The organism is Mesorhizobium sp. L103C105A0, from assembly GCF_000502215.1.
Classification (GTDB): Bacteria; Pseudomonadota; Alphaproteobacteria; order Rhizobiales; family Rhizobiaceae; genus Mesorhizobium.
In genome coordinates this window covers 281,074-305,821 of the sequence record NZ_AYXF01000010.1, presented here as the reverse complement: position 1 = coordinate 305,821, position 24,748 = coordinate 281,074, and the positions used below count along the sequence as shown (strand labels likewise).

Sequence of the window (24,748 nt, the reverse complement as noted above, 5' to 3'; positions counted from 1 at the left end):
GCGCGATGTCGTGGATGAGGCAGCCTTTTCCGTATACATCCAGCTGTTACGCTGCGCATCTGCTTCGGTTCGAAAACTCGCCGCGAGCCTGGCGTGCTCGCGTGTCCGGGCCGAAAACGCCTTCACAGCCCACATGTTGATACGACATCGATGAGGCTGCCGCCGACCTCGTTGGCATAGGATGCTTCCCGGCAAGGGCATCGACCAATGCCCCGGGGCCGACCAGCACGAACCTGCGGGGGCTTTCCCGGAACAAAGCGTCGACGATCCGGTTCGGCAGGGAAGCGGCCAAAATTCATGCCATCGGAGATGCCGAGGCAGATGACAGATGAAAGGGAAGCTGAAGATGACGAAGTCTCGCGACCGCACCGTTCCCGGCGACGGCAAGATCGAAACCGGCCCGAACACATCTCCGCAACAGGATCCGGCAGAGGGGTCGCGCGAGACAATCGATCGCGAACTCGAGCGGACAGACGACGATAATAATTCCGACGAAGCGGAACGCTTGCGCCGAGACCTGCGGAAAGGGGTGGCGGAAGAGACCGAGCTTCCCGAACGCCGCTCGGCCTGAGGATCGCCGGAACCTTGCCAAGGCAAGAGACATGGAAGGCTCGATGCCGGTCGGATCGCTGCTTGCTTCGTGCCTTTAACGCACCGGCCACACAACCCATGCGCGGCGGTCACCCAGGAGACGGCGAGAACGGCCGCGCGACGGTCCACTCTGTTCCAGCAAACTCGGCTCGCCGAGAGCTACCACCTCTGGCGTTAGGGCCTGACGAGATGCCACCTGTTCAGGTCGCATGCCGCCAGGGTTCCGCAATCTCTATCAGGCTGCGCCGGCCTTCTGGCTGCGCTGCGAGCGGGCACGGTCGCGGGCTGCGGCAGTGCCTCCGGGAAAGCCGCTTCGATCGCTGTAGTCGCGTGGCTTGGTCCCCCTCCGAGAGTGGCGCGCGGTCACGCTTTTCGCACCGATGATGTCGAGCAATGTGATGCCGACGACCATGGCAAGCGCAAGGCCTACATTATCGCGCTTTGGGTTGCCATGCCGATATGCTGTCAGCAATGTCGCGATATCCAGGCCGTCGCCGGCCACCCGGCTCCAAAGCCCGGCCTGCTTGTCCACTGAAAGCGAGAGTATGCCGCTGCTTATTTCCCGCGCCCCATAAGCGCGGATCAGGTCTTCCTTGCCGCGCATGCCGAGCGCGCCGGCAATCCGCTCGGCGCCAACCAGCTCGGCGACGCCAAGCGCGATGCTGAACCAGCCGAGCTTGCGGGCAAGGCCATCGGAGGCCGCGACCGCACTCTGCCCAGTCTTCAGCACTTTGGGATCGCCAGGCGATCGGGTGATGTTGGTAAGTTTGGCAATCACGTTCATGACGATTTCCCTACGGTTTCAGTACAACCTTGATGCAGCTGTCCTGCTTGTCGCGAAACACCTTGTACATCTCGGGTCCCTGCTCGAGCCCCACGGTATGGGTGATGACGAAGGATGGGTCGATCTGGCCATCTTCGATGCGGCGCAACAGATCCTCGGTCCAACGGTTGACATGGGTCTGCCCCATTCGGAAGGCGAGCCCCTTGTTCATTGCCTGTCCCATCGGAATTTTGTCGACCAGCCCGCTGTAGACGCCGGGGATCGAGATCACGCCGGCCGGCCGGCAGACATAGATCATCTCACGCAAAACGTGCGGTCGATCATTTTCCATCAGCATCAACTGCTTTGCGCGATCGTAGACGGTATCGGGCTGGGCCAGCGAGACGTGGCTTTCCATGCCGACGCAATCGATGCACTTCTCCGGGCCCTTTCCGCCGGTGAGTTCCCGCAGTCGTTCGACGACACTTTCCTCGGCGAAATTGATGGCGATGGCGCCGCCGGCCGCGGCCATGGAAAGCCGCTCCGGCAGGCAATCGATCGCCACCACCTGTTTCGCGCCGAGCAGCAGGGCGCTGCGTATGGCCATCTGCCCGACTGGGCCACAGCCCCACACCGCAACCGTATCGGTGGGCTCAATGTCGCACTGTGCCGCCGCCTGCCATCCGGTAGGAAAAATATCGCCGAGGAAGAGGACCTGCTCGTCGGTAAGGCTGTCGGGCACCTTTACGTGCGTGGCATCGGCGAACGGCACACGCATGTATTCCGCCTGTCCCCCGGGATAGCCGCCGGTCAAATGAGTGTAGCCGAACAGACCCGCGGTGGTGTGCCCGAACACCTTGTCACCGAGATTCTTCTTGCGGTTTGTGCGTTCGCAAACCGAAAAGTTCTGTCGCTTGCACTGGTCGCACTCACCGCAGATTATGGTGAACGGCACGACGATGCGGTCTCCCTCCTTCAGAGCGCCGTTGACGCCCTTGCCGACCTCAACGACCTCTCCCATCATCTCGTGGCCCATGATGTCGCCAGGCAGCATGGCTGGCACATAGTTGTGGTAGAGGTGAAGGTCGGAGCCGCATATGGCACAACTCGTCACCTTGATGATCGCGTCACGTTCATCCTCAATTTCCGGGTCCGAAACCTGATCGCAGCGTATGTCTTCCTTGCCGTGCCAGACCAACGCTCGCATAGCTTGCTCCTATTTTCGCAAGATCTGTGGGTAGGGACCTCGCGCCTGTCCTAAGCGGGCCGATGCCTGGTTGGATCGACTGTGCCGCTGCTTGTCGAACCACAGGGGCGGACCGATGTTCCGGGAGCTCGAGAGAATTTTTGGGCCATTCCAGACCCGCACCTTGGAAGGATCTGTCGCGGGCACCAGCGGCCTTCGCGGGCGCGTCGGGGCACGAACCGCTGGAGCCCCACCCACGAATGGACGTACTCAAGTGTACCAAAGAAGGTCCGTCCGCAGGTGTCCCTTCGCGGCGATCGACACCTCATCTGCTCGATTCTCGCGGCCATAACCGGCATTCTCTTCCTCTCCCTCACAGGTCGGCCGAGGCGCTCAAGGGTCAGCGCTGTGTGACCGGAGCAGGTAGGAGATGCCGATCACCGGCGGGCGCGCAGTCCGACCCCGACGCGATCGACACGAGGTGGATGGGCGCCATCGCGACGGCGGCTCTAGCGGAGTATTTCGCAGAAATACAACGATTAGCGGGCAGGGCAGACTGCTAGCCGTGCGCAGCCATGAACATGGCGACGGCCGACCGGCAATAGGATTCGATTTCGTTGTCGTCCGCCGCTCTCGCCTCATCGAAGCGTGCGATAATCAAAAGATCGGATCCTTTGAAAAGCGCGGCAAACAAGCGGGCGGACCGGAGAGGATCGGGCACGTTCAGAACCGCCTTCGCGTGCAACTGACGCAACAGGACCTCGATTTGGGCGATGACATGGGCGGGGCCGGCTTCGAAATAGAGCTTGCTTAACGACCTTGGATTCGTCTGGTCGGCCATGACCATGGCTTCGACACTGCGGACGTCTGATCTCAACAGCGTCCGAAGCAGGGATGATCCCACCGCCATGAGCTGATCTTCGACCGAACCGCCGACGCCTTCAAGAAGGGCCTGTGGTGCAAACAACTGATGGCAGCCGGACGCGATGGCCGCGCTGAACAGCGCCTCCTTGTTCTCGAAGTGCCGATAGATGCTGAGTTTGGATATCTTCGCCCGCTGGGCGACCTTGTCCAATGTGGTCGCTTGAAAACCCAATTCCACAAAGAGTTCGGACGCAGCGTCGAGTATCGTTTGGCCAAGCGCCTCGTTGGCGGGCCGGCCGCGCCGGCCCTGGCTATTTTCGGTCACGACAATTCCAGTCCTTGACAGTATCCTAATTATCGGATTACGATACCATGTAGTTTCTGAAATGCGCAAGCCGATGGGTAGGTTTCAACCAGGTCCAACCAGCCCCTCATCCACAACACGGAGCCCATCATGGATAACGTCATCATCATCGGCGGCAGCTTTGCCGGTCTCGCCGGCGCCCTGCAACTCGGCCGTGCCCGCCGTAAGGTCACCGTTCTCGATACCGGCCTGCCGCGCAACCGCTTCGCCGGCCACTCGCATGGCCTGCTCGGCCACGATCACAAGCCACCGCTGGACATCCTGGCCGAGGCGCGGCGGCAGCTGGCGCGCTATCCCACGATCAAGCTGGTCAATGCCCGGGCCGACAGCCTCTCCGGGGCCATCGACGATTTCTCCGTCCTCACTGGCGATGGCGGAAGCCTCGGCGCGCGCCGCCTGATCCTGAGCTATGGCGTCGCCGACCAGATGCCTGATGTTCCGGGCTTTGCCGAAGGTTGGGGCACGTCCATCGTGCCCTGCCCCTATTGCGACGGCTTTGAAGTCGCCGGCCAGCATTGGGGCCTCGTCTGGTCCGGCCCACAGTCGATGAGTCAGGTCAGGCTGTTCCACGATTGGACCGACAGGTTGACGGTCTTCGCTGATGGTCACGACATTCCGCCCGATATCCGGGCCGGTCTGGCGCGCCGCAACATACCTGTCGTCGACGGCCGGATCAGCGAGATCGCCCATCACGGGGGGCATAACGCCACCGTCAAGCTCGATACCGGCCCCAATGTCGCGGTCGACATCCTGTTCGCGCATCCGCGCAACAAGCCGTCCGCAAGCCTGCACGAATCACTGGGCCTCGCCACGGTCGATACGCCCCTCGGCGTAATCCTCAAGGTCGACGAGCGCCGCGAAACCAGCATGCCCGGCATCTACGCCGCGGGCGACCTCGCCAACCCCCTCACGCCGCCATCGGTCACCCTGGCAATATCGCACGGCGCGACGGCTGGGATCTCCGCCCAGCAGTCGATGCTGGTTTGAGAGCGCAGATTCCCTTCTCCGGGTGCCGCGGGCTATCATATTCTGAAGGCGAGGTTACGGAACGCCGGCCCGCTCTCCCCTGAGGGGCATCTTTGGCCGGTTGGCTTTGAGAACTCAACTGCGCTGCCGGCATGGCGGCGATCGCCGACATCGGTTATCAAGCTCAATCACGCTGGAAAGCATGAACCACGTCGACGTCGACATCGACGGCGGGCTTACGGTATGGGGACCGGTGGCGGGAGATTGGCCACCGCTGTCGGTACCCGATGCTGCGACGCTACTTTGCTGAACGGTCGCGTCCAGCAGCGCTTCTGGCGGAAGTCTCAGGCGGCCACGACGCGGGCCAGCAGTCGGTACCAGCCAAGCCAAGGTCACGGACGCTGCTCATGTGATTGGCCCCGCCAAGGGTCGTGCGCGAAACAGTCAGTCCCTGTGTGTCAAGGTGGTCGGTGAAGAGTGCGGCCTGGCTGTGGAACGGCGGCGTTTCATCGGCGCCGACCAAGATATCTACGCCCACGGATGGATCGAAACTGTGATCGATGGGCGAGAATCGGCGGGCCTCCTCGTCGGTGATCGCGATCTCGGCGGCAAGGAACGACATCTGCAATGGCTTCAGGTCGTAAAGGCCGCCAAGCAGCAGCGCAGCTTTGATGCCGGAAGCCCGCTCGTCACCGTCGAAAAGCATTGTTGCCAGATGCGCACCGGCGGAATGACCGCTAACGGTCAGCAGGCCGGGATTGCCGCCATGGTGTGCGACATTGTCAAATACCCATCGCTTGGCGCGGCGCACCTGGTCGACGATCCTGGCCATCCTGACGGTCGGCATCAGCGCGTAGTCGACAATGACCGCGATCGCACCTGCGTTCGTAACGGTCTCGGCGACGTAGGAATAGTCGCGCTTGGAGAACATGCGCCAATAGCCCCCGTGGATGAACATGTGCACCGGCAGGCGGTCCCGTTTGCCCTCGGGAAAGAACAGATCCACGGTTTCGGTGGCGTCAGCCCCGTAGGCGACATCGGCGACCATGGGAACATTCGCCCTGGTGTCCTCGCTTCTGCGAACGATCTCGGCGACCATGTCGTCGAACTCGACCACATGATCGCGAATGCGAAACGGATCTTTGGCGTGATGTCCGCTCACAGGGTCACGGCGATGTACTTGGCCTCCATGAACTCGGCAACGCCATGCTTCTGGCCGCCTTCTCGCCCCAACCCGCTTTGCTTGACTCCGCCGAAGGGCGCCGCCGGATCCGACATCAGGCCGCGGTTGAGCGCGATCATGCCCGACTCGATCTTTGATGCCACGCGCATTCCTCTGGCCAGGTCGCGCGTGTAGATGTAGGCCGCGAGACCGTATTCTGTGTCGTTGGCCTTGGCGATGACCTCCGCCTCGCTGTCGAAGCGACTGATCGGCGCCACGGGACCGAAGATCTCCTCGTGAGCCATGGCAACGTCGGCCGGCACGTCCTTGAGCACCGTTGGCGGATAGAAAAAGCCTCTGCCTTCAGATACGCCGCCGCCACACAGGATTTTGGCGCCGCGGGCAACGGCGTCCTGCACAAGCCGGTCGATCTTGTGCACAGCCTTCCTGGTGATCATCGGCCCGCATTCTGTGTCTGAGTCTGTGCCCGGGCCCAGGTTGAGTGCCGCCATGCGTTTGCTCAAGCCTTCCGCGAAGGCATCATGGATGCCGGCCTGGACGTAAAGCCGGTTGGCGGCCGTGCAGGCTTCGCCGGCGTTGCGCATCTTGGCAACCATCGCACCGTCGAGGGCGGCTTCCAGGTCGGCGTCGTCGAAGACGATGAAGGGTGCGTTGCCGCCAAGCTCCATGGAACAGGAAATGACGTGCTTTGCGGCTTCGGCCAGCAGCACGCGCCCGACGCCGGTCGAGCCGGTGAAGGACAGCTTTCGCACGCGCGGATCGGCCAGCATGGCCGCCGTCACCGGTCCGGGGGTCGAGGTCGTCAGGACGTTGACGACGCCGGGCGGCACGCCGGCTTCCTCGTAGAGCGCCGCAAGCGCATAGGCCGTCAGCGGTGTCTCGCTGGCGGGCTTCAGGATCACCGTACAGCCGGCCGCCAGCGCCGGAGCGATTTTACGTGTCGCCATGGCGGCTGGGAAATTCCATGGCGTGATGAGCACGCAAATGCCGATGGGCTGGTAGTCGACAATGATCCGGTTCGCGCCCGAGGGTGCAAGGCCGAACTCGCCGCTGATGCGGACCGCCTCCTCGGCGTTCCAGCGGAAAAACTCAGCGGCGTAGGCGACTTCACCGCGCGCATCGCGCAGCGCCTTGCCGTTCTCCAGCGAGATCAGCGCAGCCAACGTCTCCATCCGTTCGGTCATCAGTTCGAAGCAGCGCCGCAGGATTTCCGATCGCCTGCGTGGCGGGGTCTCGCGCCAGCCGGCCGCCGCCTTCGCGGCAGCGTCGACGGCGGCGGCGGCATCAGTGAGCGTTGCATCGGGAACCGCAGCGATCACGGCTTCAGTCGAGGGATCGACCACTTCGATCACGCGACCCTCCGATGAAGGCCGCCAGCGTCCGCCAATGTAGAGACCGTGCGAGACCGTGGCGTAGTCGAACATATCTTGATCCTCGTCGGATATGCCTGCGGCAATGTTCATTGGATGAACTCCTGGTCGGTCACATCATGGTGGCGGACATGTCGCCGTCATAAGCAGCCCTGACCAGCCGTCGCATCGCGGCAAGGTCGAACCGGCGGGGATTGTTCTTGATCAACCGGTCGATGCCCAGCGCCTGCTCGGCCGTCCAGTCGATCTTGTCTTCGGGAAGACCCAGTTCGGCCAATGTCGGCGTGATGCCGATGGCGCCAAACAGCCGGCTCACCTCCCGGATGGTGGCGTGCGCCAAGGCATCGGCGCCGCCGCCCTGAAGGGAAAGGCCAAGAGCAGTGCCGACTTCCGCAATCTCCGCGGCTGCTGCGGCCAGGTTGTAGGCCATCACATAGGGCAGCATCGTGGCCACTCCCAGGCCATGCGGGGTGTGGGTAAGCGCGCCAACGGGATACTGCACCGCATGGGCGGCGGCCGTTCCCGCCGTACCGAAGGCGCAACCGGCGGCCAGCGCTCCCATCATGACGTCGGCGCGCGCATCCTCGTCCGATCCGTCGCGATATGCCTTTTCCAGACTGCGGCCGAGCAGCCTGATGGCCAGAAGCGCGAAATGGTCGGTCAGAGCGCTCTTGCCGATGAACACGTGCTGTTGCGGCAAATGAGGGTCGACGCCGCGTTTGGCCGCTGTATAGGCCTCGATTGCGTGCGTCAGCGCGTCGGCGCCGGCGATCGCCGTCAAGGACGGTGGACAGGTCACCGTCAGATCCGGATCGCAAAGCGCCACTGCCGCGATGAGATGCGGACTGGCGATACCCACTTTCAGCGTCCGATCCGGGTCGGAGATCACGGCGACGGGGGTCACCTCGGAGCCTGTTCCAGCCGTCGTCGGCACTGCGATTACCGGAAGGGTAGGGCCGGGTACCTTGAACTCGCCATAGTAGTCCTCGAGCTTGCCGCCATGGCTGAGCAGAAGTGCAGCGCATTTGGCCATGTCGAGGCAGCTGCCGCCCCCGATTCCGATCACCACGTCGGGCTTGAAACCCTTCGCCTCCGCAATGCAGGCGGCGACGCTGTCGCGCGGCACATCCGGCAGCGTTCGGTCGAAGACCAACGTCTCGATCGCCGCGTTGTGCAAGCCAGCGAGAATCTCGGCGAACTGCGACGTCGCCGCGAAGCGCACATCGGTACAGACGAACGCGCGGCGCCCATATTTGGCGGCGATGGCAGGCAGGACATGGCGCTGGCCTTTGCCGAACAGAATCTCGCTCGGCAGGCGCGCCGCTGCAAACAAGCTCATGCACAAGATCCTGCGAAGACGGGTTGGAAGCCGACAGGCTTGGCTTCGTGCCAGAGGCCGACCTCGGCGCTGCAGGTCATAATCATGCGATGCCCTCTAATAAAATCGTATAGGATATAGGATTGAGTTTCGCGGAGCATCGTGTTAGTGGGTGGTTCTGTCAAGAGGCAAACGATGCAGAACACGGACCTGACGGTTGACAATGAAGCCCGTGCCAGGGGTCGTATCCAGCGCGCCAACAGTCTGGCCGGCGACGTTTACGAAGCAATCTTCGCGCAGCTCATGTCCTTGAGGATTGCTCCGGGATCGCGCATCACCGTCGACAATCTCGTCAAGGAATTCAACGTCTCACATACCCCCATTCGTGAAGCGCTTGGCAGGCTGGAGGGGGAAGGGCTGGTTCTGAAAACCCACCTGATCGGCTATCGCGCCGCCCCACAAATCACCCGCCGGCGCTTCGACGAACTTTACGAGCTGCGTCTATTGCTTGAACCTGCCGCCGCGGCCAAAGCCACCGCAACAATGGACGGCGAGCGCCTTGCCGCGCTGCAGGAGGCGGCTGGCGTCATGGCCCGACGGGTGGGGAAAGACGAACGCCTGCGCTATTCGAACTTCGCCCGTCAGGATGCGATCTTCCACGACAAGATCGTCGAGTTCGCCCAAAACGAACTCATTCGCGAGACACTGAATCACCAGCATACCCACTTCCATATCTTCCGGCTGATGTATCACTCCAGGGTGACCGAAGAGGCGCTCGACGAGCACGAGGCTATTCTCGCTGCCTTTGCCGCGGGCGATCCGGACGCCGCCGAAAAAGCCATGCGTGCGCACATCGAAAATTCGCGGGACAGGCTCCTGCCTGCGTTCGAGTAGCCTGGCGATGCTGCTTGCCCGAGGCACCCTCAAGCGCGGCGCGCCGCTGTTCGCCCAGCCTGCCGCCTACGAATTCTACTCCCCGTTCTGAGCCGATTTCGATACCGGGAAGGAGGCGCGCAGTGCACCTCGCCCCTGAAACAAGCCGAGAGGAAAAGACATGCCAGCCAAAAAAATCCTGATGCTGACCGGTGATTTCACCGAGGAGTATGAAATCTTCGTCTATCAGCAGGCGATGGAAGCGGTGGGACACACCGTTCATGTCGTGTGCCCCGACAAAAGCGCCGGAGACATGATCAAGACGTCGCTGCACGATTTCGAGGGCGATCAGACCTACACCGAAAAGCCCGGCCACAATGCGCTGATCAACAAGACCTTCGCCGACGCCGAGAGGCAGCTGAGCCAGTACGACGCTGTGTATTGCGCCGGCGGTCGTGGCCCCGAATACATCCGCACCGACAAGCGGATACAAGCGATGGTGCGCCATTTCCACGAGGCAAAAAAGCCGATCTTCACGATCTGCCATGGCGTCCAGATTCTGATCGCGGTGGACGGCGTCGTGCGCGGCAAGAAGGTGGCGGCGCTCGCCGCTTGCGAGCCGGAGGTGACGCTTGCCGGCGGCACTTATATCGATTTGTCTCCCACCGACGCCTATGTCGATGGGACCATGGTTTCAGCCAAAGGCTGGACCGCGCTTGCGGCATTCATCCGTGAATGCCTGAAGGTGCTGGGAACGGAAATCCACCATTCTTGAACCGTTTGTCCCGGCGCATCCTGAGGGGATGCGCCGGCTCCCTAAACGGCGCGGCGACTTCCGTCATTTCATCAGGTTCAGATCAGGAACCTGCGGCAGGTGTGCTCCAGAACCTGTGGCCATCATCACCTCGGACGCCTTCAAGGCGCTGCCGCATCGCGTGCGTGCACAGCGCGCCATCCTCGTTGAGCTTTCCCAGCTTGACGGGTGCGAACCCGAGTTGATGGACTCAATGGGAGGTCGACATGAAGTCGGCGCCCGGGAGCTGTCAGGGCTTCACGAACCGAAACGCGAAGCGATCGGTCTCGCCCTTGGTCGCGGGATCGAACACCTTGATCGAGTGCGGGTCATCATTATTCACCAGCACGGTGCTTTCCGCGTCCAGTACGAAGCCGGCCGCCTCCACCTCCTCGCGGACGAATGCAGTCGATCCGATGCAGCGACTGAGGTCGCTCGTGCCCGACCCAGCGGCGGCGGCGTGGTCAACGATGACGTAGGACCCACCGGGTTTCAGCCGCTTGTAGACAGCTCGATTGAAGTCGGCCGCCGTCGCACCTTTCTTCTGGATCAGGGCGGTGTGAAGATCGTGGTAAAACAGGTGCAGCCATAGGACATCGGCTGCCTGCGTGACCTCCGGCATCGCGACGAGGTCCGCCGAGGCGGCTTCGACGTTCTCTCGGCCCGGCTCCTTCGCGAGCGTCCGCATGAGGCCGACCGGATCGTTCTTGAAGTGGGCGACTTCGGCCGGCACGAAGCTGTAGACCCGCCCCTCTGATCCGACGATGTCGGAGAAGAGGCGCGTCCAGTCTCCGTCGCCAGGGTAGACGTCGATCACGGTGGAGCCCGCCTCGATTCGTGCGAACCGGATTAATTCGGACACCTTGGATTGGTCGTACATCGAAATCTCCTTAGGAGTGGATATTCTTCTCGGTGCTCATAGTGATTTCTCCATTTGCTCGGATCGGATCGGGCTTGATCCGATCCGAGTTCCGATCGCGTGCGTCGTCTCTTTGCCGAGGACGTCGCGCTCGTCAGTCGAATTTGACCAGGTCCTTGAAGATCAGATGACCCCAGCTGTTTCCGCGCGCCTGGACCAGCAGGCCACCTTCCGACACCCCGCCAAGCTTGATCGGCGCGAAACCGAGATTTTCCGCAAGCTCCCCAATCTGTGTTGCGGCAGCGTCATCGTCGCTTGCCAGGAACACGACCCTCCGGCCACCATGTACGGCCGGATCCTGATCAAGCACCGGGGCGACCAAATGGTTGAAGCCCTTGACCAGTTTTGCGCGAGAGAAGGCCTGCGCGATGAACTTGGAAGAAGGTTGTCCTCCCAGTTCCTCCGGGGGCACGCCATAGGCATTGGTCACATCGATGATCGTCTTCCCCTGCCAGGTGGGGAGCGCCTTCGCGACATCCGGGTGCGCCTCGAAGCGGACAGCCAAAAAGATGATGTCTGCCTTGATGGCTTCCGCCAGTTTTTTGGGGATGATCGTGGGTCCGATCGCGGCCGCATCGGCGGCAAAGCTTTCCGGGTCGCGTGTGGTTGCAACGGAAACTTCGATGCCGTTTCGGGCAAACGCCTTGGCAAGGGCCTGTCCGATATTGCCGAATCCTACGATTGCATAGTTCATAGTGCTTCTCCGATCTTGGTGCTAATGCCGGGATCAGACTTGCGCCATGCCTCCGTCGACGGCGAGATCCACGCCGGTGACGAAAGAACTTTCATCGGAGGCGAGGAACGTGACGGCAGCAGCGATTTCCTCTGGTTTGCCCCTGCGGCCCATTGGGATCTGTGACGCAAACTGGGCGGCCGCTTGCTCGGCTTGCTCAGGCGTAAGGCCAGCCGTTGTCTCCAAGGCCGGCGTTTCGATTGGTCCCGGACTCATTGCATTGACGCGGATTTTGCGGTCTTTGAATTCCAGTGTCCAAGCGCGCGCGAAGTTGCGTACAGCCGCCTTGCTCGCGGCGTAGGTACTAAACCCTGGAAGCCCCAACACGTTCGACACTGAAGAATTCAGGATGATCGAACCGCCGTCTTTGAACAGGGGAAGGGCCTTCTGCACCGTAAAGAACAGACCCTTCACGTTCACATCGAAGGTCTGATCAAAATGTGCCTCGGTAGCGACGGCGAGCGGTGCGATCGTCCCCGCGCCGGCGTTGGCGAAGAGAATGTCGATATGACCATGTTTCTCCTTCACGACGGCATAGAGGCGATCCAGATCTTCCAGGAGCGACACGTCACCCACGACCGTCGTAACGTTTTTCATGATGAAGGCTGCGGCCTCCTTCAGCTCCTTCTCTCTTCGCCCGGTAATCACGACGTGCGCTCCTTCTTCTACGAAGCGCTTGGCTGTGGCCAATCCGATCCCGCTGCTTCCGCCCGTGATGACTGCGATCTTGCCTTCGAGTTTTTTCATAATTCTTTGTCTTTCGTTGCGCACGGGCCAGGTACGGACCGCGCTGGGGGTCAGAGTTGAGCCAGGCCGCCGTCGACGGCGACCTCGCTGGCGGTCATGAAGCTGCTGTCCGGCGACGCGAGGAAGGCGGCCGCGGCGCCGATCTCCGCCGGATCGGCCATGCGCTGGAGCGGGGTCATCGCGCCGTAGGCCTTCTGGCCTTCCTCGCCTAACGCCTCCTTCGCGAGTTCGGTCGCCGTCGCTCCGGGCGACAGCACGTTTACGCGGATGCCGGTGCCCTTCAGGTCTTCCGCCCAGGTCCGCGCCAGGTTGCGCACTGCCGCCTTGCTCGCGCTATAGGCAGTGAACCCCGGAGCGCCCGTGGTGCCGGCGCTCGACCCGGTCAGGATGATCGAACCGCCCTGGCTCATCAGCGGCAGCGCCTTCTGGACCGTGAAGATCGTACCCTTCACATTGGTGTCGAAGGTTTCGTCAATGTGCCTGGCGGTGATCTGGCCGAGCGGAAGCGGGCTTCCTGCCCCGGCATTGGCGAAGACGATATCGAGGCTTCCGCGCTCGGCCTTCACCGCAGCGTAGAGTCGGTCCAGGTCGGCCTCATCCGAGACCGAGCCCTTAACCGCGCGGGCACTAGGCCCAAGGTCGGCCACGGCTGCGTCGAGCGCTTCCTGCCGGCGGCCGAAGATGAAGACGAAGGCGCCCTCCTCGATAAAGCGCTTGGCTGCGGCGCGGCCGATGCCCGTAGCGCCGCCGGTTATCACAGCGGTCTTTCCATTCAGTCTGTTCATGTCATGCATCCTTCGTTTCGCCGTCTCGTATCTTTGGCTGTACGGGAAAGTCCCGCGAGAGCCTCAAGATGGGTTCGCCGAAGTCGGGCGGTGAGTGCGCAATCGCGCACATCGCTGGTGCGAAAACGATCCAGCTAGATGATTGAAGGCCACGATGACCGCACGAACTACGGCTGATCGTGTTAGTATGGGCTTTGCAAGCCGCACTGCGCTGCGCAGGAATGCACCATGATCGACTGGGATGACGTTCGCTACTTTCTTGCCGCCGCGCGCGGAGGCTCGGTGCGTGCCGCCGCCGCGCGCCTCGGTGTGAACCACTCGACCGTGCTGCGACGCATCGCTCAGCTCGAGGAACGCCTCGGGGCGCAGATGTTCGAAAAGCTGCCTTCCGGCTACCGCCTGACGGCTGCGGGCGAAGAGGTCCTCGATCTCGCGACCCAGATGGAAGCGTCGTCGCACCTGCTGGAGACGCGCGTCTTCGGTCGTGACCAGAGCGCGCGCGGACTTTTGCGGGTGACGCTTCCACCGTTCCTCGCCACACACCTGCTCATGCCGGATCTCGCCGACTTCGCGCGTTTGCATCGCGACATCGAGATGGAAATCTTGTCGTCCGGTGAGCTGGCAAATCTGACCAACCGAGAGGCCGACGTCGCGATCCGCATTGTCGCCGACCGCAAGACCCTGCCGCTCAATCTTCACGGCCTGAAGGGACCGGAGCTGTTCAGCGGCGTCTACATGTCTCGCGATCGACTAGCCGCGTGGCGTGCGGGCACGCCTGATCCTATCCGATGGATAGGCATAGACAATCATGGAATTCCGGACTGGGCGCGCGAGGGAGAAGTTCACGTCACGGGAGTACCGTTCAGGACACCTGACGCCGAGACGCAGATCATCGCGGCGCACCAGGGGATTGGGATAACGAAACTGCCGTGCTTCGTCGGAGATACCGACCCCCTGCTGGTGAGGGTGCCGGGGATCGACGTGCCCATGCATGGGACACTCTGGCTTCTCACGCAAGGCGAGACACGCAAGACGAAGCGGGTGCGGCTCTTCACAGAGTTCGTATCCCGCAGGCTCGCCGCGTACGCTCCGCTTCTCTCGGGGCTGTCCATATCGCGCGACTGACGCCCGGCAGATCCGCCGGCAACGCTTCCCGCAATCCGGGTGGAAGCCGAGCTGCGATCGCTTGAAGCGGCGTGTTCAATCCGCGAATCCAGTGGGAGTAGGGAAACGGCGGCAGTAGCGTAGAGGTACCAGCCTAAGCTCGACCTCTTCCCACACCATGATCAGACAACGATGCCACCGTCTTCAGCGCGCCATCGAGCATGTCGCCTTTCTCGTCTTTCAGCGCAGCTTCGCGCAACCGCCTGATCCAGTCGGCAGCGTCATCGCGGCTCCTGACCAGATCGAGCGCCGACAGCACGCGATCGAATTTGGACTGGGCGCGGAGGTGGGTGTCGCTGTAGCCCTTGATCAGCCGGCGGCAGTTCAAGATTTCGACGGCGAGCGCGTAGTCCTGAGGCGCGTGGCTGAGCGCCAGCGCAAACCAGCGCTCCAGATGCGCCGTCTCGACCTTGTGGCGCAACAGGCGCCGCCGCCAGCGGCGCAGGCCGCCAATCAACCAGAGGACCGCAAAGCCGGCAAAGCTGTCGGTGCGGATGCGCCGGCCGCGATTGATGCGCCGGTCGAGAAAGCCGGCAAGTTTCGGCCGGTTCTCGATGTAGCTGCCAAACCCCGCCGGCAAGGTGCCGCAGAACTCCTCGATGCGCGGATGGAAATATTCGGTCACTTGCAGGATGGAGCCGTCCTTGACGCCCACCTCCTTGCGCACCCGCCGGTCACGCGTCGAACGTGTCTTGAGATCGGCGACGCGGATCATGTCGTCGTAGCACAGCGCGTTGGCCAGATGCTTGGCGGCAGCGATGGACAATGCATGGGCATGTTCAGCGCTATCCAGCGCGACCGCCTGGTCGAGCCGGTCGAGATACTCGCCGCCATAGGAGATGTCCTGGTAGTCGACGACCTTTCTCAGGCCCCGGAGCGCCATGTCGCGCACCGCCGCGGGCATCAGGTCGATGCGGGCGGCCAGCGCCTGCCAACCCTGCAGCAGGTTCGGCGGACCGCTCACGCGCCCTGAACCCGGAGCGGGGTCGACCGTGGCCGGTTCTGCCGGCTGTGGCGCGGGGGCCGTCGTACCGCGCGCGCGGTCGTAGGCGACGGCGAAGGCAGCAAGGCTGGCTTTCGCACCCCGGCCGCCGGCGCCGATCGCTTGCTCATAGCTTTCACGCGTGAACGGCAATGCGTCGGAGCCGGCCAGCGCGCCAAGCAGACTGGCCGAGATCATTGAGCCATTGTCCGCGGCGATCTTTTCCATGTCGAAGGCGATGAAGCGTTTCGATGCAGCTTCCGCCGTCGCGCGTACCTTGGAAGACGAGGCCCGGCCGTCACCCGGCTCGATCTTTTCCGACACCGCGGCGATACGGTGCGAGGAGGTGATCAGCGTGGTGCGATCGGGCGTGACGAAGCCCCTGATGATGGCGCGGCCGGCTTCCATCAGCTCGGCGGCGATCAATATGTCGACATCGCCTTGCGAAGGCGAAAGGGCAAAGACCGGCAGCCGGCCGGTGTCGCGGGCCATCTCGACGTAATAGATCGTAGCGCCGGTGCGCTGGGCGACGCCGGCGACCGAGGTCGATTGCGCGACATAGGAATTGCGCTCGGCGACATCGGTGATCCAGTCGGCGAGCACGCCGCCGCCCTGGCCGCCGACCGCGAGCAAAGCGAGTTTGATCACCGGCTCGGTATCGGCGGCATCGGATTTCGGGCGCAAGGGCGAAGCCTGGTCAAGCATCGGCGAACGTCAACCTGCGGCTTTCACGGCGCCGCTGCAGCAGGCCGATCACGGCGCGGCGCGTGCCTTCCAGAAAACGATCCCAGCGGCGGGGATTGTGCACGACATCGGCGCGGTAGAAGGAAGGGCACAGCACCGCTGCATCCGCCACTTCACCGCAATTGCCGCAGCCGACGCAGCTCTGGTCGATCGATGCCACCGGATCGTCGCGCAACGGATCGTCGAGCGACTTTACCGACAGCGACGGGCAGCCGGACAGCCGCATACAGGCATGGTCGCCGGTGCAGATATCCTCATCGACGCCGAACTTCGGCTTGACGACGCGAGTCCCATCCTTGATCGCCTTGTCGACCAGCGGCTTTTCGCGGCGCTGGCGATTGAGCATGCATTCAGACGAGGCAACGATGACCTTGGGACCCTTTTCGTCCGTCGTCAGCGCCTCACGTAACGTGTCCTGCATCTTGGTGATGTCATAGGTGCGGTCGACATGGCGCAGCCATTTGACGCCCATGCCCTTCACCGCCTCGGTGATCGGATGCTTGGTCGACTTGGTCTTGTTGCCCGCACGCGACGACAGGATGTCCTGCCCACCGGTGGCGGCGGAGTAAAAATTGTCGACGATGACGATGACGCCGTCGTTCTTGTTGAAGACCGCGTTGCCGATCGAGGAGGTCAGGCCATTGTGCCAGAAGCCGCCATCGCCGACGAAAGAGATCGACCGCCGTTTGGCGTCGGGCGAATTGAACGCCGATGCCGATGCCGGCCCCAGCCCGTAGCCCATGGTGGTGGCGCCGAGCTCGAAAGGCGGCATGATCGAGAACAAATGGCAGCCGATGTCGGATGCGATGTGGTGGTTCCCGAGTTCCTGCTCGACCAGCTTTGTCGCGGCAAAAATCGGCCGCTCCGGGCAACCGATGCAGAAGCCTGGCGGACGTCCCGGCACGACGTTGATCAGGTCCGCGGCGTCAACGCCGTCGCCGACCTTGTTGGGCGCGCGCACCTCACCCGGCAAGAGATGCGGGGCCTCGGCGCGCAGGAAGGCGCCGATGCCGTCCAGCATGACCTGGCCGGTATATTCGCCGGCCATCGGCAGATACTCCTTGCCGACCAGCCTGGTGCCGCGCCCGGCCTTGTGCAGCATGGCGGCAAAGGCCTGCTCGATGTAGTTGGGCTGGCCCTCCTCGACCACGAGCACCGCCTGCTTGCCTTCGCAGAAGGTGAGGAACTCGTCATCGATCAGGGGATAGACGGCGTTGAGAACGTAGAGCGGCACATCCGTCTCGCCATAGGTGTCGGCAAGGCCGAGCCGCTGCAAGGCGCGGATGACCGAATTGTACATGCCGCCCTGCATGACGATGCCGACCGAGCCATGGTCCGAACCGAAGAATTCGTTGATCTTGTTCTTGGCGATGAACTCCACCGCCGCCGGCCAGCGCTTCTGCACCTTCTCCTTCTCGTGCAGGAAGGAGGCGGGCGGCAACACGATGCGGCCGGTGTCGCGGCGCGGCGCGTCGAGCGCATCGGCCACCGTCATCGGCGGGCGCTTGTTGTCCTTGGCGATGAAATGGCCATGCACATGGCAGCAGCGGATGCGCACCTGCAGCATCACCGGCGTGTTGGATGCCTCGGACAGCTCGAAACCATCCTCCACCGCCTTGACGATCGACGGCAAATTGGGGCGCGGGTCGAGTAGCCAGACCTGGCTCTTCATGGCGAAGGCATGGCTGCGCTCCTGCATGATCGAGGAGCCTTCGCCATAGTCTTCGCCGACGATGATCAGCGCGCCGCCGGTGACGCCGCCGGAGGCGAGGTTGGCCAGTGCGTCGGACGCGACATTGGTGCCGACGGTCGACTTGAAGGTCGCCGCACCGCGAATGGGGTAATGCACCGAGGCCGCCAGCATGGCGGTGGCGGTGGCTTCCGAGGCGCTCGCCTCGAAATGCACCCCGAGTTCGCCCAGAATCTCCTGTGCGTCGGCCAGCACGTCCATCAGATGGCTGATCGGCGCGCCCTGGTATCCGCCGACATAGCCGACGCCGCATTGCAGCAGCGCCTTGGTGATGGCGAGAATGCCTTCGCCCGCAAACTCCTCGCCGGCGCCGAGCCGGAGCTTTTCGACTTCCTTGGCAAAAGACCGTTCGGCCATTTTTCCAACCTTCCGTTGCCGGCGGTGCGGCCGGCGCCTGCGTCTAGATGTCGTGCTTGCGAATGTTCTTCAGCATCTTCTGCAATGTGGCGATCAGAGCCGCGTATTCGGCGTCGTCGACACCGTTGAACATCGCCTCGAACGCATCATGCATGGCCGGCCAGGCGCGGGTGAACTCGGCGCGGCCGTCATCGGTCAGGAACACATGGCGGATGCGGCTGTCGGTAACGCCCTGCTCGCGCCGCACGAAACCTTGCCCTTCCAGCGTGTCGAGCGTGCGGCTCAATGTCGACTGCTCGATGACGGTGTAGACCGAGAGGTCGTTGACGGTGACGCCGTCGGTGACCGACAGCACGGCCAGCGTGCGGACCTGCGGAATGGTCAGGCCCTGCTTGCGGAAATCGTCGCGCAAGGTGGCGTTGTAGCGCCCCATGATGCGGTTCATCAGATAGGGCGCGAATTGCTGCAGGCCGATCTGGCCAAGCGTCGAAATGCGCTGGCGCTTTTCCGGAACCTTCTGCTCCATCAAAGCCTCCCCGCCAGCAGAAAGCCGGAACCGCCACCGAGGCCCGCGCCCGGATGGGTGGACGCGCCGATGTGATAGAGGTTTTTGATGCCGGTCTGATGGTTGCGGCTGGTCTTGAACGGCCGCCACAGGAACGACTGGTCGATGGTCGAAGACCCGCCATAGGGGTCGCCGCCGACCAGATTGATATTCATCGCTTCGAGATCGGCCGGCGAATAGGCGCGCCGCGCAATCACGCTGTCCTTGAAACCATCGATGTGGTTGGCCAGGATGGCTTCGGCACGATCAGCATAGGCTTCGCGCAACGCCTCGGTCCATTGCCCGTCGGTGGGTGCCTGGAGCGTGCCGGCAGCATCGCCCTTGATGTGACGGGGCGCCTCGGGCAGTTGCAGCCACAGGATCGCCTTGCCCTCCGGGCAGCGCGACGGATCGAGCGCATGCGGCTGGCCGACGCAGATGGTCGGCACTTCGGGCAGCATGCCGCGCGCCGCCTCGTTGCAGGCTTTCGAGACGCCATCGAGCCCCGGCGTCAGGTGCAACAATGCCACCTGGTCCAGGCCTTCGCCGCGCCATGCCGGCGGCTTGTTCAGCGCATAGTGGATCTGGAAATTGCCTTTGCCGTAGCGGTATTTCTGTGTCGCCTCGACATCGGCTTCGGGAGCTTCGCTGCCGACCAGCCGGCCGTAAAGCTGCGTCGGCGTGACCGAACAGATGACGCTCTTGTTGGCAGTGATCGTTTCGCCCGAGGCGAGCCGTACGCCGGTCGCGCGGCCACCGCTCTGGACGATCGAGGCGACATCGGCGGCGGTGCGGATGTCGCCACCACGTTCCCTTATCAGAGCTTCGAAGGCGGTGAGCAGGGTCTTCGCTCCACCCTTGACGATCGGCGCCCCGGCCGCTTCCAGCGCGAAGGCAATGACCTTGGCGATCTGCCCTGAGAAGGCGTCTTCCGGTCCGAGCCCGGCGTGCAGCACCCAGGGCGCCCACAGCGCGCGGATTGTCTCGGACCGATAGGTGCTTTCCAGCCAACTGCGCGCCGGCACCAGTGCTTCACCGAGAAAGGCGGCAAGCCCGCGCGGGCTTCGCCGCCAGGCGTCGCCCGCCAGCAGTTTGGCCGTCGGATAGGACCACAGGCTGCCGCCAAGCAGGCCGAACAACAGGCCGGCATTGCGCTCGATGCCGCTGACATCGCCGGCATGCCGGTCGCCATCGCCATTCATGATCGCATTGATTGCAGCGACATTGGCGGCGCGGTTGGTGGTGAGCACTGCATGACTGCCGTCCGGCCGCAGCACGCCGGTTGGCGTGCCGGTGTGACAGAACTCCAACCCGTGCCTGGCGAGATCGCCGCCCAATGCCGCAAAGGCCGGGGAGGTGACGAACAGCACGAAGGTCGTCGCCATTACATCATGGATGAAGCCGGGTGCAGTAATCTCCTCGGTGCGCATGCAACCGCCGATGCGGTCGTTGCGCTCGAGGACGAGCACACGCGCCCCTTTGCCGCCCAGCATCGCCGCGCAGACCAGCGCGTTGATGCCGCTGCCAACGATGATGTGATCCGGCTGGCTCACCCTGGCGTGCTTTCACCTAGCCGTTGGATACAAGCGCCAGCGCGCGAATAGGGCTGCCGGTGCCATGTTCGATCTTGAGCGGTGCGGCGATCAGGATGGCGCCCTTCGGAGGCAACTGGTCGAGATTGCAGAGGCTGGCGAGGCCATAGCGGTTGGCCTTGTGCATCAGCGTGTGGGCCGGAAATGGCGGCTCCATGCCGCCGGCCTTGCCGGCATCGGTACCGATGGTCTCGGAGCCCCAGCCCTTGATATCCTTGCTGATCAGGAACTGGATGGCTTCGGCTGTGGGACCTGGCGTATGCGGGCCGGTTTCGTTGGCGTTGAGGAATTCGGCTTCCGAACCGTTGCGTTTGTACCAGTCGGTGCGCATCACCACCCACTCGCCGGCGTTGATGGCGCCATGCTTGGCTTCCCACGCCTTGATGTGGTCGACGGTGAGCAGGAAATCGTGATCGGCGGCGGCTTCCTTCGAGCAGTCGATGACATTGACCGGGCCGACGAAGTTCTGCGCCGGAATGGTGTCGGTGGCGCCGTCCGGATAATCCTTGCCGCTGATCCAATGCTGCGGCGCATCGAAATGCGTGCCCGAATGCTCCCCAAGCTTCAGCCAGTTCCATGCCCACCACGGGCCGTTCTTGTCATAACGGGAGATGTTATGGATCTCGACCTTTGGCGTGTCGACGGCAAGCTCCGGCGGCAGCTTGATAAGAGGCGTGTCGGGTCCGAGTTGCGCAGAGAGGTCGACCACCCTGATGGCGCCTGAAAGCAGCTGGCCGGCGACTTCGCCGAGGAGTTTTTGCGTGTCCATGGTCTGAAGTTCCCTCTTTATGGTGAAGATCAAGGCTCGTCTCGGCCCTTAATATCCTACTAGACGAAAACATATGCATCTGCAATTATCTTTAAGCATAAAGGAAATGGGAACGGGGCGTGAGCGAGTTTGACGCCATATTCGTCGGGGCGGGCCACAACAGTCTGGCATGCGCCGCGCATCTCGCGCTCAAAGGCTGGAAAACCGGGATTTTCGAGCGCAGCGCAGCAATCGGTGGCGCCGTCCAGACCCACGAATACACGCTTCCCGGCTTCCGGCACGATTTCGGTGCAATGAATCTGAGCCTGTTCGCCGGGTCCGCCTTCCACCGGAAATATGCAAATGAATTGAAAGCACAGGGTCTTGAGTTCGCGCCGGTCGCCGACTGTTTTGCCAGCGCCTTCCCGGACGGACGCTGGTTCGGCGTCAGCAACGATCTGGAAAAAACCACCGCCCGCATGGCCGCTTTCTCCGCCGCCGATGCCGCGACCTGGCGTAGACTGGTCGCCGCCTTTCCGGGTGAAGCCGAGCACCTGTTCCGGCTGCTGGGATCGCCGATGAGTGCGCGTGCGCTTGCCGGCACCGCCTGGAACCTGTGGCGCAAGAAGGGCATGTCAGGCGCGCTCGATACCGGCCGGCTTTTGCTGTCGTCACCTCGCGCCTGGCTGGAGGAGACCTTCGAGTCGCCTTATGTGCGGGCAACGCTTGCCACCTGGGGCATGCATCTCGATTTCGCACCCGACATCGCCGGCGGCGCCGTGTTCCCCTATCTGGAATCGATCGCCAACCAGAGCTTTGGCATGGTGCTAGGCAAGGGCGGCGCCGACACGATCATCCGGGCGCTGGCAGGTATGGTCACCTCGGCGGGCGGCACGATCGTCACCGGGGCGGAAGTTGCCGAGATCACCGTTGCCGGCGGCAAGGCATCGGGCGTGCGACTCGCTTCAGGTGAGACACATACGGCCACCAAGGCAGTGATTGCCGGCGTCGCGCCCAGGGCGCTGACCGGCAAGTTGCTGCCCAACGGTTCCGGCGACGCCGGCTTCGACACGGCGATGCAGAAATTCCGGCACGCGCCGGGCACGATGATGATCCATCTGGCGCTCGACGACCTGCCCGATTGGCGCGCCGGCGCGGAGCTTCGGCAGTTCGCTTATGTGCATCTGTCGCCGTCGCTCGACGCGATGTCGCGCACCTATCAGCAGGCGATGGCGGGCATGCTGCCGGACGAACCGGTGCTGGTCGTCGGCCAGCCGACCGCGATCGATCCGTCGCGCGCGCCTCAGGGCAAGCATGTGCTGTGGGTGCAGGTGCGCATGCTGCCTGCCGAAATCCTGGGCGATGCGGCAGGCAGGATCGCGCCCGCGCATTGGGATCAGGTCAAGGATGCCTACGCCGAGCGCGTGCTCGACATCATCGAGATATACGCACCCGGACTGCGCCCGAAAATCCTCGGCCGTGCAGTGTTCTCGCCAATCGACCTCGAGCGTGAGAACCCCAATCTCGTCGGTGGCGACCAGGTCTGCGGCAGCCACCATCTGGCACAGAATTTCCTGTTCCGCCCGGCGCGCGGTTATGCCGGCTGGAACACGCCGGTCGGCAATCTGCATCTCATAGGCGCCGCGACATGGCCCGGCGCCGGCACCGGCGCGGCCTCCGGCTTCATGCTCGCGCAACAGCTTGGCGGGAGGTAGCTCGCAAGATTTCATGAAGGCGACGAGAGGCAAGGCGCTGCTGCCCACGAAGCCCGGATCGATAAACTGATAGTGCCGCGCAAAGACAACAAAACCAACAAGGGGAACGACCATGACAATCAACAGACGAGAATTGCTGGGATACAGTGCCGCGGCACTTGGGGTGGCGGCGATCGGCCTGCCTGAGATCGCCAAGGCGGCAGCGGGCGAGCTGACCATCGCCTATAACGTCAACCTGCCGTCCTGGGATCCGACCACCGGACCCTCGGCCGTCAACCCGACGATCCAGGGCCTCTACCAGTCAGTGTTCGACCAGTTCATTCCGCAAAAGCCGGACCTGTCCTTTGCGCCTGGCCTGCTCACCGAATGGGGCTGGAACGAGGATCGCACCAAGGTGACGATGACGGTGCGCGAGGGCGTGACCTGGCATGACGGCTCGCCCTTCACGCCCGAGGACGTGGTCTGGTCGCTGCAGCGGGCGGGCGACGAAAAGACCGGCAATCCGATCCAGTTCGTCTGGAAGAACGTCAACAATTTCAAGATCGACGGCAACAAGATCACCGGCGACGTCGTGCAGTTCGATCCGGTCTACTTTAAATGGATGTCGTTCCTGACCGGCTACATCCTGCCGAAGGCCTATTATGAGAAGGTCGGCGCCGAAGGTTTCGAGAAGGCGCCGATCGGCACCGGCCCTTACATGGTGGAAAAATTCGAGCGAAATGCTTTCCTCCGACTGAAGGCCAACCCGCACTATTGGGGCGACAAGCCGGCCTTCGAGAATGTGACGATCAAGTTCGTCACTGATGCGGCGAGCCGCGTTGCCGAAATCGAATCCGGTTCCTCGCAGGTGACGCTGGAGGTCCCCTATGAAGAGTATGACCGGCTGATCGCCAAGGACGGGCTTGCCGGCTCGTGCAAGCCCGTTTCCGACATCGGCATGATCTTCTTCAACGACATCGAAGCGATGCTGGACAAGAACGTCCGCCAGGCCGCCGTCATGGCTGTGGACAAGGAGCTTCTGGTCAAGCGGCTGCTGCGCGGCTATGGCCAACCGATCGCTACGCTGGAGACCCCGGAGTACACGGCCTTCGACGCCTCGATCAAGGTCGAGCACAATCCGGAAAAGGCCAAGGAGCTGCTCGCGGCTTCCGGCTATTCGCCGGAAAAACCGGTCAAGTTCACCATCCAGACGACCAAGGGCTTCAAGCCCAAGGATTATGAGATGATCCAGGCGATCGTCGGCATGTGGCGTAAGGTCGGCATCGAGGCGACGATCGAGGTCTACGAGATCGCCAAGCACTATGAACTGCGCGCCGCCGACAAGCTGGCGCCGGCCGCCTTCTACAATTGGGGCAACGCCATCGGCGACCCGACGACGTCGACGGGTTTTGCCATGTATGGGCCGAGCCCGCACTCGGTGTGGGACAGCCAGGATCTGATCGACATGATCAATCCGCTCTGGGGCGAGAAGGACGAGGCCAAGCGCATCGCCGGCTGGAAGGCTGTCGACAAGTATATCGCCGAGCAGGCCTATGTGCTGCCGCTGATTCAGTATGCGCAACCTATCGTGCATGCCAAGGGCGTCAACGTGGTGCAGCATGTGTCCGGCGCGCTGCTGCCGGCGCTGATGACCCCGGCCTGATATCGGCTTGTGGGCGCCACCCTTCGCTGAGCGGCCCCCTCATCCGGCCCTTCGG

The 24,748-nt window shown here is 63.0% G+C and carries 22 protein-coding genes; 7 read left to right on the top strand and 15 right to left on the bottom strand.

What is annotated here, in order from left to right:
* Positions 1-346 precede the first annotated feature (346 nt).
* Positions 347-571: a hypothetical protein gene (locus tag X727_RS141105; RefSeq protein ID WP_155923607.1), complete on the top strand. Its 225-nt coding sequence runs from the start codon at positions 347-349 to the stop codon at positions 569-571.
* Positions 572-826: 255 nt separating this feature from the next.
* Here X727_RS141105 and X727_RS141110 read toward each other — a convergent pair whose 3' ends face one another.
* The 3 genes from X727_RS141110 to X727_RS141120 all read right to left on the bottom strand — a co-directional run bounded on the left by X727_RS141110 (position 827) and on the right by X727_RS141120 (position 3,729).
* Positions 827-1,375 carry a hypothetical protein gene (locus X727_RS141110; RefSeq protein ID WP_023834940.1) on the bottom strand — a complete coding sequence of 183 codons (549 nt, stop codon included), beginning with the start codon at positions 1,373-1,375 and terminating at the stop codon, positions 827-829.
* A 10-nt stretch (positions 1,376-1,385) separates the two neighbouring features.
* Positions 1,386-2,561, bottom strand: a complete 1,176-nt coding sequence (locus tag X727_RS141115) for a zinc-dependent alcohol dehydrogenase (protein ID WP_023834939.1) — start codon at positions 2,559-2,561, stop codon at positions 1,386-1,388.
* 538 nt (positions 2,562-3,099) lie between these two features.
* Positions 3,100-3,729: a TetR/AcrR family transcriptional regulator gene (locus tag X727_RS141120; protein WP_023745683.1), complete on the bottom strand. Its 630-nt coding sequence runs from the start codon at positions 3,727-3,729 to the stop codon at positions 3,100-3,102.
* 129 nt (positions 3,730-3,858) lie between these two features.
* Here X727_RS141120 and X727_RS141125 point away from each other — a divergent pair, with 129 nt between their 5' ends.
* Positions 3,859-4,755, top strand: a complete 897-nt coding sequence (locus X727_RS141125; RefSeq protein WP_023745682.1) for an NAD(P)/FAD-dependent oxidoreductase — start codon at positions 3,859-3,861, stop codon at positions 4,753-4,755.
* A 277-nt stretch (positions 4,756-5,032) separates the two neighbouring features.
* Here X727_RS141125 and X727_RS141130 read toward each other — a convergent pair whose 3' ends face one another.
* The 3 genes from X727_RS141130 to X727_RS141140 are packed head-to-tail and all read right to left on the bottom strand — an operon-like array spanning position 5,033 to position 8,626.
* Positions 5,033-5,851: an alpha/beta hydrolase gene (locus X727_RS141130; RefSeq protein WP_245274197.1), complete on the bottom strand. Its 819-nt coding sequence runs from the start codon at positions 5,849-5,851 to the stop codon at positions 5,033-5,035.
* Positions 5,852-5,892: 41 nt separating this feature from the next.
* The gene (locus X727_RS141135; RefSeq protein WP_245271347.1) at positions 5,893-7,341 is read right to left on the bottom strand and encodes an NAD-dependent succinate-semialdehyde dehydrogenase; all 1,449 of its coding nucleotides are present in this window, start codon (positions 7,339-7,341) and stop codon (positions 5,893-5,895) included.
* A 58-nt stretch (positions 7,342-7,399) separates the two neighbouring features.
* Positions 7,400-8,626, bottom strand: coding sequence for an iron-containing alcohol dehydrogenase (locus X727_RS141140; protein ID WP_023834937.1), 1,227 nt, complete (start codon positions 8,624-8,626; stop codon positions 7,400-7,402).
* A gap of 174 nt (positions 8,627-8,800) precedes the next feature.
* On the opposite strand from X727_RS141140, the gene X727_RS141145 reads away from it, so the two are divergent.
* Together X727_RS141145 and X727_RS141150 are read left to right on the top strand one after the other, a co-directional pair.
* Complete coding sequence (locus X727_RS141145) at positions 8,801-9,499, top strand: GntR family transcriptional regulator (RefSeq protein ID WP_023729141.1); 699 nt, start codon at positions 8,801-8,803, stop codon at positions 9,497-9,499.
* 160 nt (positions 9,500-9,659) lie between these two features.
* A complete protein-coding gene (locus X727_RS141150) occupies positions 9,660-10,253 on the top strand; it encodes a DJ-1/PfpI family protein (RefSeq protein ID WP_023686902.1) in 594 nt (197 codons plus the stop codon).
* Between the two features lie 268 nt (positions 10,254-10,521).
* Here the strand turns inward: X727_RS141150 and X727_RS141155 are convergent, their stop codons facing one another.
* The 4 genes from X727_RS141155 to X727_RS141170 all read right to left on the bottom strand — a co-directional run bounded on the left by X727_RS141155 (position 10,522) and on the right by X727_RS141170 (position 13,455).
* Positions 10,522-11,151, bottom strand: coding sequence for a class I SAM-dependent methyltransferase (locus tag X727_RS141155; protein ID WP_023823599.1), 630 nt, complete (start codon positions 11,149-11,151; stop codon positions 10,522-10,524).
* A gap of 133 nt (positions 11,152-11,284) precedes the next feature.
* Positions 11,285-11,884, bottom strand: coding sequence for an NADPH-dependent F420 reductase (locus X727_RS141160; RefSeq protein ID WP_023823598.1), 600 nt, complete (start codon positions 11,882-11,884; stop codon positions 11,285-11,287).
* Positions 11,885-11,917: 33 nt separating this feature from the next.
* Positions 11,918-12,670, bottom strand: a complete 753-nt coding sequence (locus X727_RS141165) for a glucose 1-dehydrogenase (protein ID WP_023834936.1) — start codon at positions 12,668-12,670, stop codon at positions 11,918-11,920.
* Positions 12,671-12,720: 50 nt separating this feature from the next.
* A complete protein-coding gene (locus tag X727_RS141170; protein WP_031204609.1) occupies positions 12,721-13,455 on the bottom strand; it encodes an SDR family oxidoreductase in 735 nt (244 codons plus the stop codon).
* 228 nt (positions 13,456-13,683) lie between these two features.
* On the opposite strand from X727_RS141170, the gene X727_RS141175 reads away from it, so the two are divergent.
* On the top strand, positions 13,684-14,580 hold the full coding sequence (locus X727_RS141175) for a LysR family transcriptional regulator (protein ID WP_023834934.1): 897 nt from the start codon (positions 13,684-13,686) through the stop codon (positions 14,578-14,580).
* A 133-nt stretch (positions 14,581-14,713) separates the two neighbouring features.
* Here X727_RS141175 and X727_RS141180 read toward each other — a convergent pair whose 3' ends face one another.
* The 5 genes from X727_RS141180 to X727_RS141200 are packed head-to-tail and all read right to left on the bottom strand — an operon-like array spanning position 14,714 to position 21,357.
* On the bottom strand, positions 14,714-16,306 hold the full coding sequence (locus tag X727_RS141180; RefSeq protein ID WP_023834933.1) for an indolepyruvate oxidoreductase subunit beta family protein: 1,593 nt from the start codon (positions 16,304-16,306) through the stop codon (positions 14,714-14,716).
* Entirely contained in the window at positions 16,299-18,452 is a 2,154-nt protein-coding gene (locus X727_RS141185; protein WP_023834932.1) for an indolepyruvate ferredoxin oxidoreductase subunit alpha, read from the bottom strand. Before X727_RS141185 ends, X727_RS141180 begins: the two co-directional genes overlap by 8 nt.
* A gap of 43 nt (positions 18,453-18,495) precedes the next feature.
* Positions 18,496-18,978, bottom strand: coding sequence for a MarR family transcriptional regulator (locus tag X727_RS141190; protein ID WP_023834931.1), 483 nt, complete (start codon positions 18,976-18,978; stop codon positions 18,496-18,498).
* Complete coding sequence (locus X727_RS141195; protein ID WP_023834930.1) at positions 18,978-20,549, bottom strand: NAD(P)/FAD-dependent oxidoreductase; 1,572 nt, start codon at positions 20,547-20,549, stop codon at positions 18,978-18,980. Before X727_RS141195 ends, X727_RS141190 begins: the two co-directional genes overlap by 1 nt.
* A 16-nt stretch (positions 20,550-20,565) precedes the next feature.
* Positions 20,566-21,357, bottom strand: a complete 792-nt coding sequence (locus X727_RS141200) for a cyclase family protein (protein WP_023695181.1) — start codon at positions 21,355-21,357, stop codon at positions 20,566-20,568.
* Positions 21,358-21,476: 119 nt separating this feature from the next.
* Between X727_RS141200 and X727_RS141205 the strand changes: the two genes are divergently transcribed.
* Entirely contained in the window at positions 21,477-23,051 is a 1,575-nt protein-coding gene (locus X727_RS141205) for an NAD(P)/FAD-dependent oxidoreductase (protein WP_023834928.1), read from the top strand.
* 112 nt (positions 23,052-23,163) lie between these two features.
* Complete coding sequence (locus X727_RS141210) at positions 23,164-24,693, top strand: ABC transporter substrate-binding protein (protein WP_023686913.1); 1,530 nt, start codon at positions 23,164-23,166, stop codon at positions 24,691-24,693.
* The last annotated feature ends 55 nt before the right edge of the window (positions 24,694-24,748 follow it).

What these genes read in the sequence shown, in the direction of transcription:
- X727_RS141105 (WP_155923607.1), top strand. Translation starts at nt 347, where the DNA reads ATGACGAAGTCTCGCGACCGCACCGTTCCCGGCGACGGCAAGATCGAA.
- X727_RS141110 (WP_023834940.1), bottom strand. Translation starts at nt 1,375, where the DNA reads ATGAACGTGATTGCCAAACTTACCAACATCACCCGATCGCCTGGCGAT.
- X727_RS141115 (WP_023834939.1), bottom strand. Translation starts at nt 2,561, where the DNA reads ATGCGAGCGTTGGTCTGGCACGGCAAGGAAGACATACGCTGCGATCAG.
- X727_RS141125 (WP_023745682.1), top strand. Translation starts at nt 3,859, where the DNA reads ATGGATAACGTCATCATCATCGGCGGCAGCTTTGCCGGTCTCGCCGGC.
- X727_RS141135 (WP_245271347.1), bottom strand. Translation starts at nt 7,341, where the DNA reads ATGTTCGACTACGCCACGGTCTCGCACGGTCTCTACATTGGCGGACGC.
- X727_RS141140 (WP_023834937.1), bottom strand. Translation starts at nt 8,626, where the DNA reads ATGAGCTTGTTTGCAGCGGCGCGCCTGCCGAGCGAGATTCTGTTCGGC.
- X727_RS141145 (WP_023729141.1), top strand. Translation starts at nt 8,801, where the DNA reads ATGCAGAACACGGACCTGACGGTTGACAATGAAGCCCGTGCCAGGGGT.
- X727_RS141150 (WP_023686902.1), top strand. Translation starts at nt 9,660, where the DNA reads ATGCCAGCCAAAAAAATCCTGATGCTGACCGGTGATTTCACCGAGGAG.
- X727_RS141155 (WP_023823599.1), bottom strand. Translation starts at nt 11,151, where the DNA reads ATGTACGACCAATCCAAGGTGTCCGAATTAATCCGGTTCGCACGAATC.
- X727_RS141160 (WP_023823598.1), bottom strand. Translation starts at nt 11,884, where the DNA reads ATGAACTATGCAATCGTAGGATTCGGCAATATCGGACAGGCCCTTGCC.
- X727_RS141165 (WP_023834936.1), bottom strand. Translation starts at nt 12,670, where the DNA reads ATGAAAAAACTCGAAGGCAAGATCGCAGTCATCACGGGCGGAAGCAGC.
- X727_RS141170 (WP_031204609.1), bottom strand. Translation starts at nt 13,455, where the DNA reads ATGAACAGACTGAATGGAAAGACCGCTGTGATAACCGGCGGCGCTACG.
- X727_RS141175 (WP_023834934.1), top strand. Translation starts at nt 13,684, where the DNA reads ATGATCGACTGGGATGACGTTCGCTACTTTCTTGCCGCCGCGCGCGGA.
- X727_RS141180 (WP_023834933.1), bottom strand. Translation starts at nt 16,306, where the DNA reads ATGCTTGACCAGGCTTCGCCCTTGCGCCCGAAATCCGATGCCGCCGAT.
- X727_RS141185 (WP_023834932.1), bottom strand. Translation starts at nt 18,452, where the DNA reads ATGGCCGAACGGTCTTTTGCCAAGGAAGTCGAAAAGCTCCGGCTCGGC.
- X727_RS141190 (WP_023834931.1), bottom strand. Translation starts at nt 18,978, where the DNA reads ATGGAGCAGAAGGTTCCGGAAAAGCGCCAGCGCATTTCGACGCTTGGC.
- X727_RS141200 (WP_023695181.1), bottom strand. Translation starts at nt 21,357, where the DNA reads ATGGACACGCAAAAACTCCTCGGCGAAGTCGCCGGCCAGCTGCTTTCA.
- X727_RS141210 (WP_023686913.1), top strand. Translation starts at nt 23,164, where the DNA reads ATGACAATCAACAGACGAGAATTGCTGGGATACAGTGCCGCGGCACTT.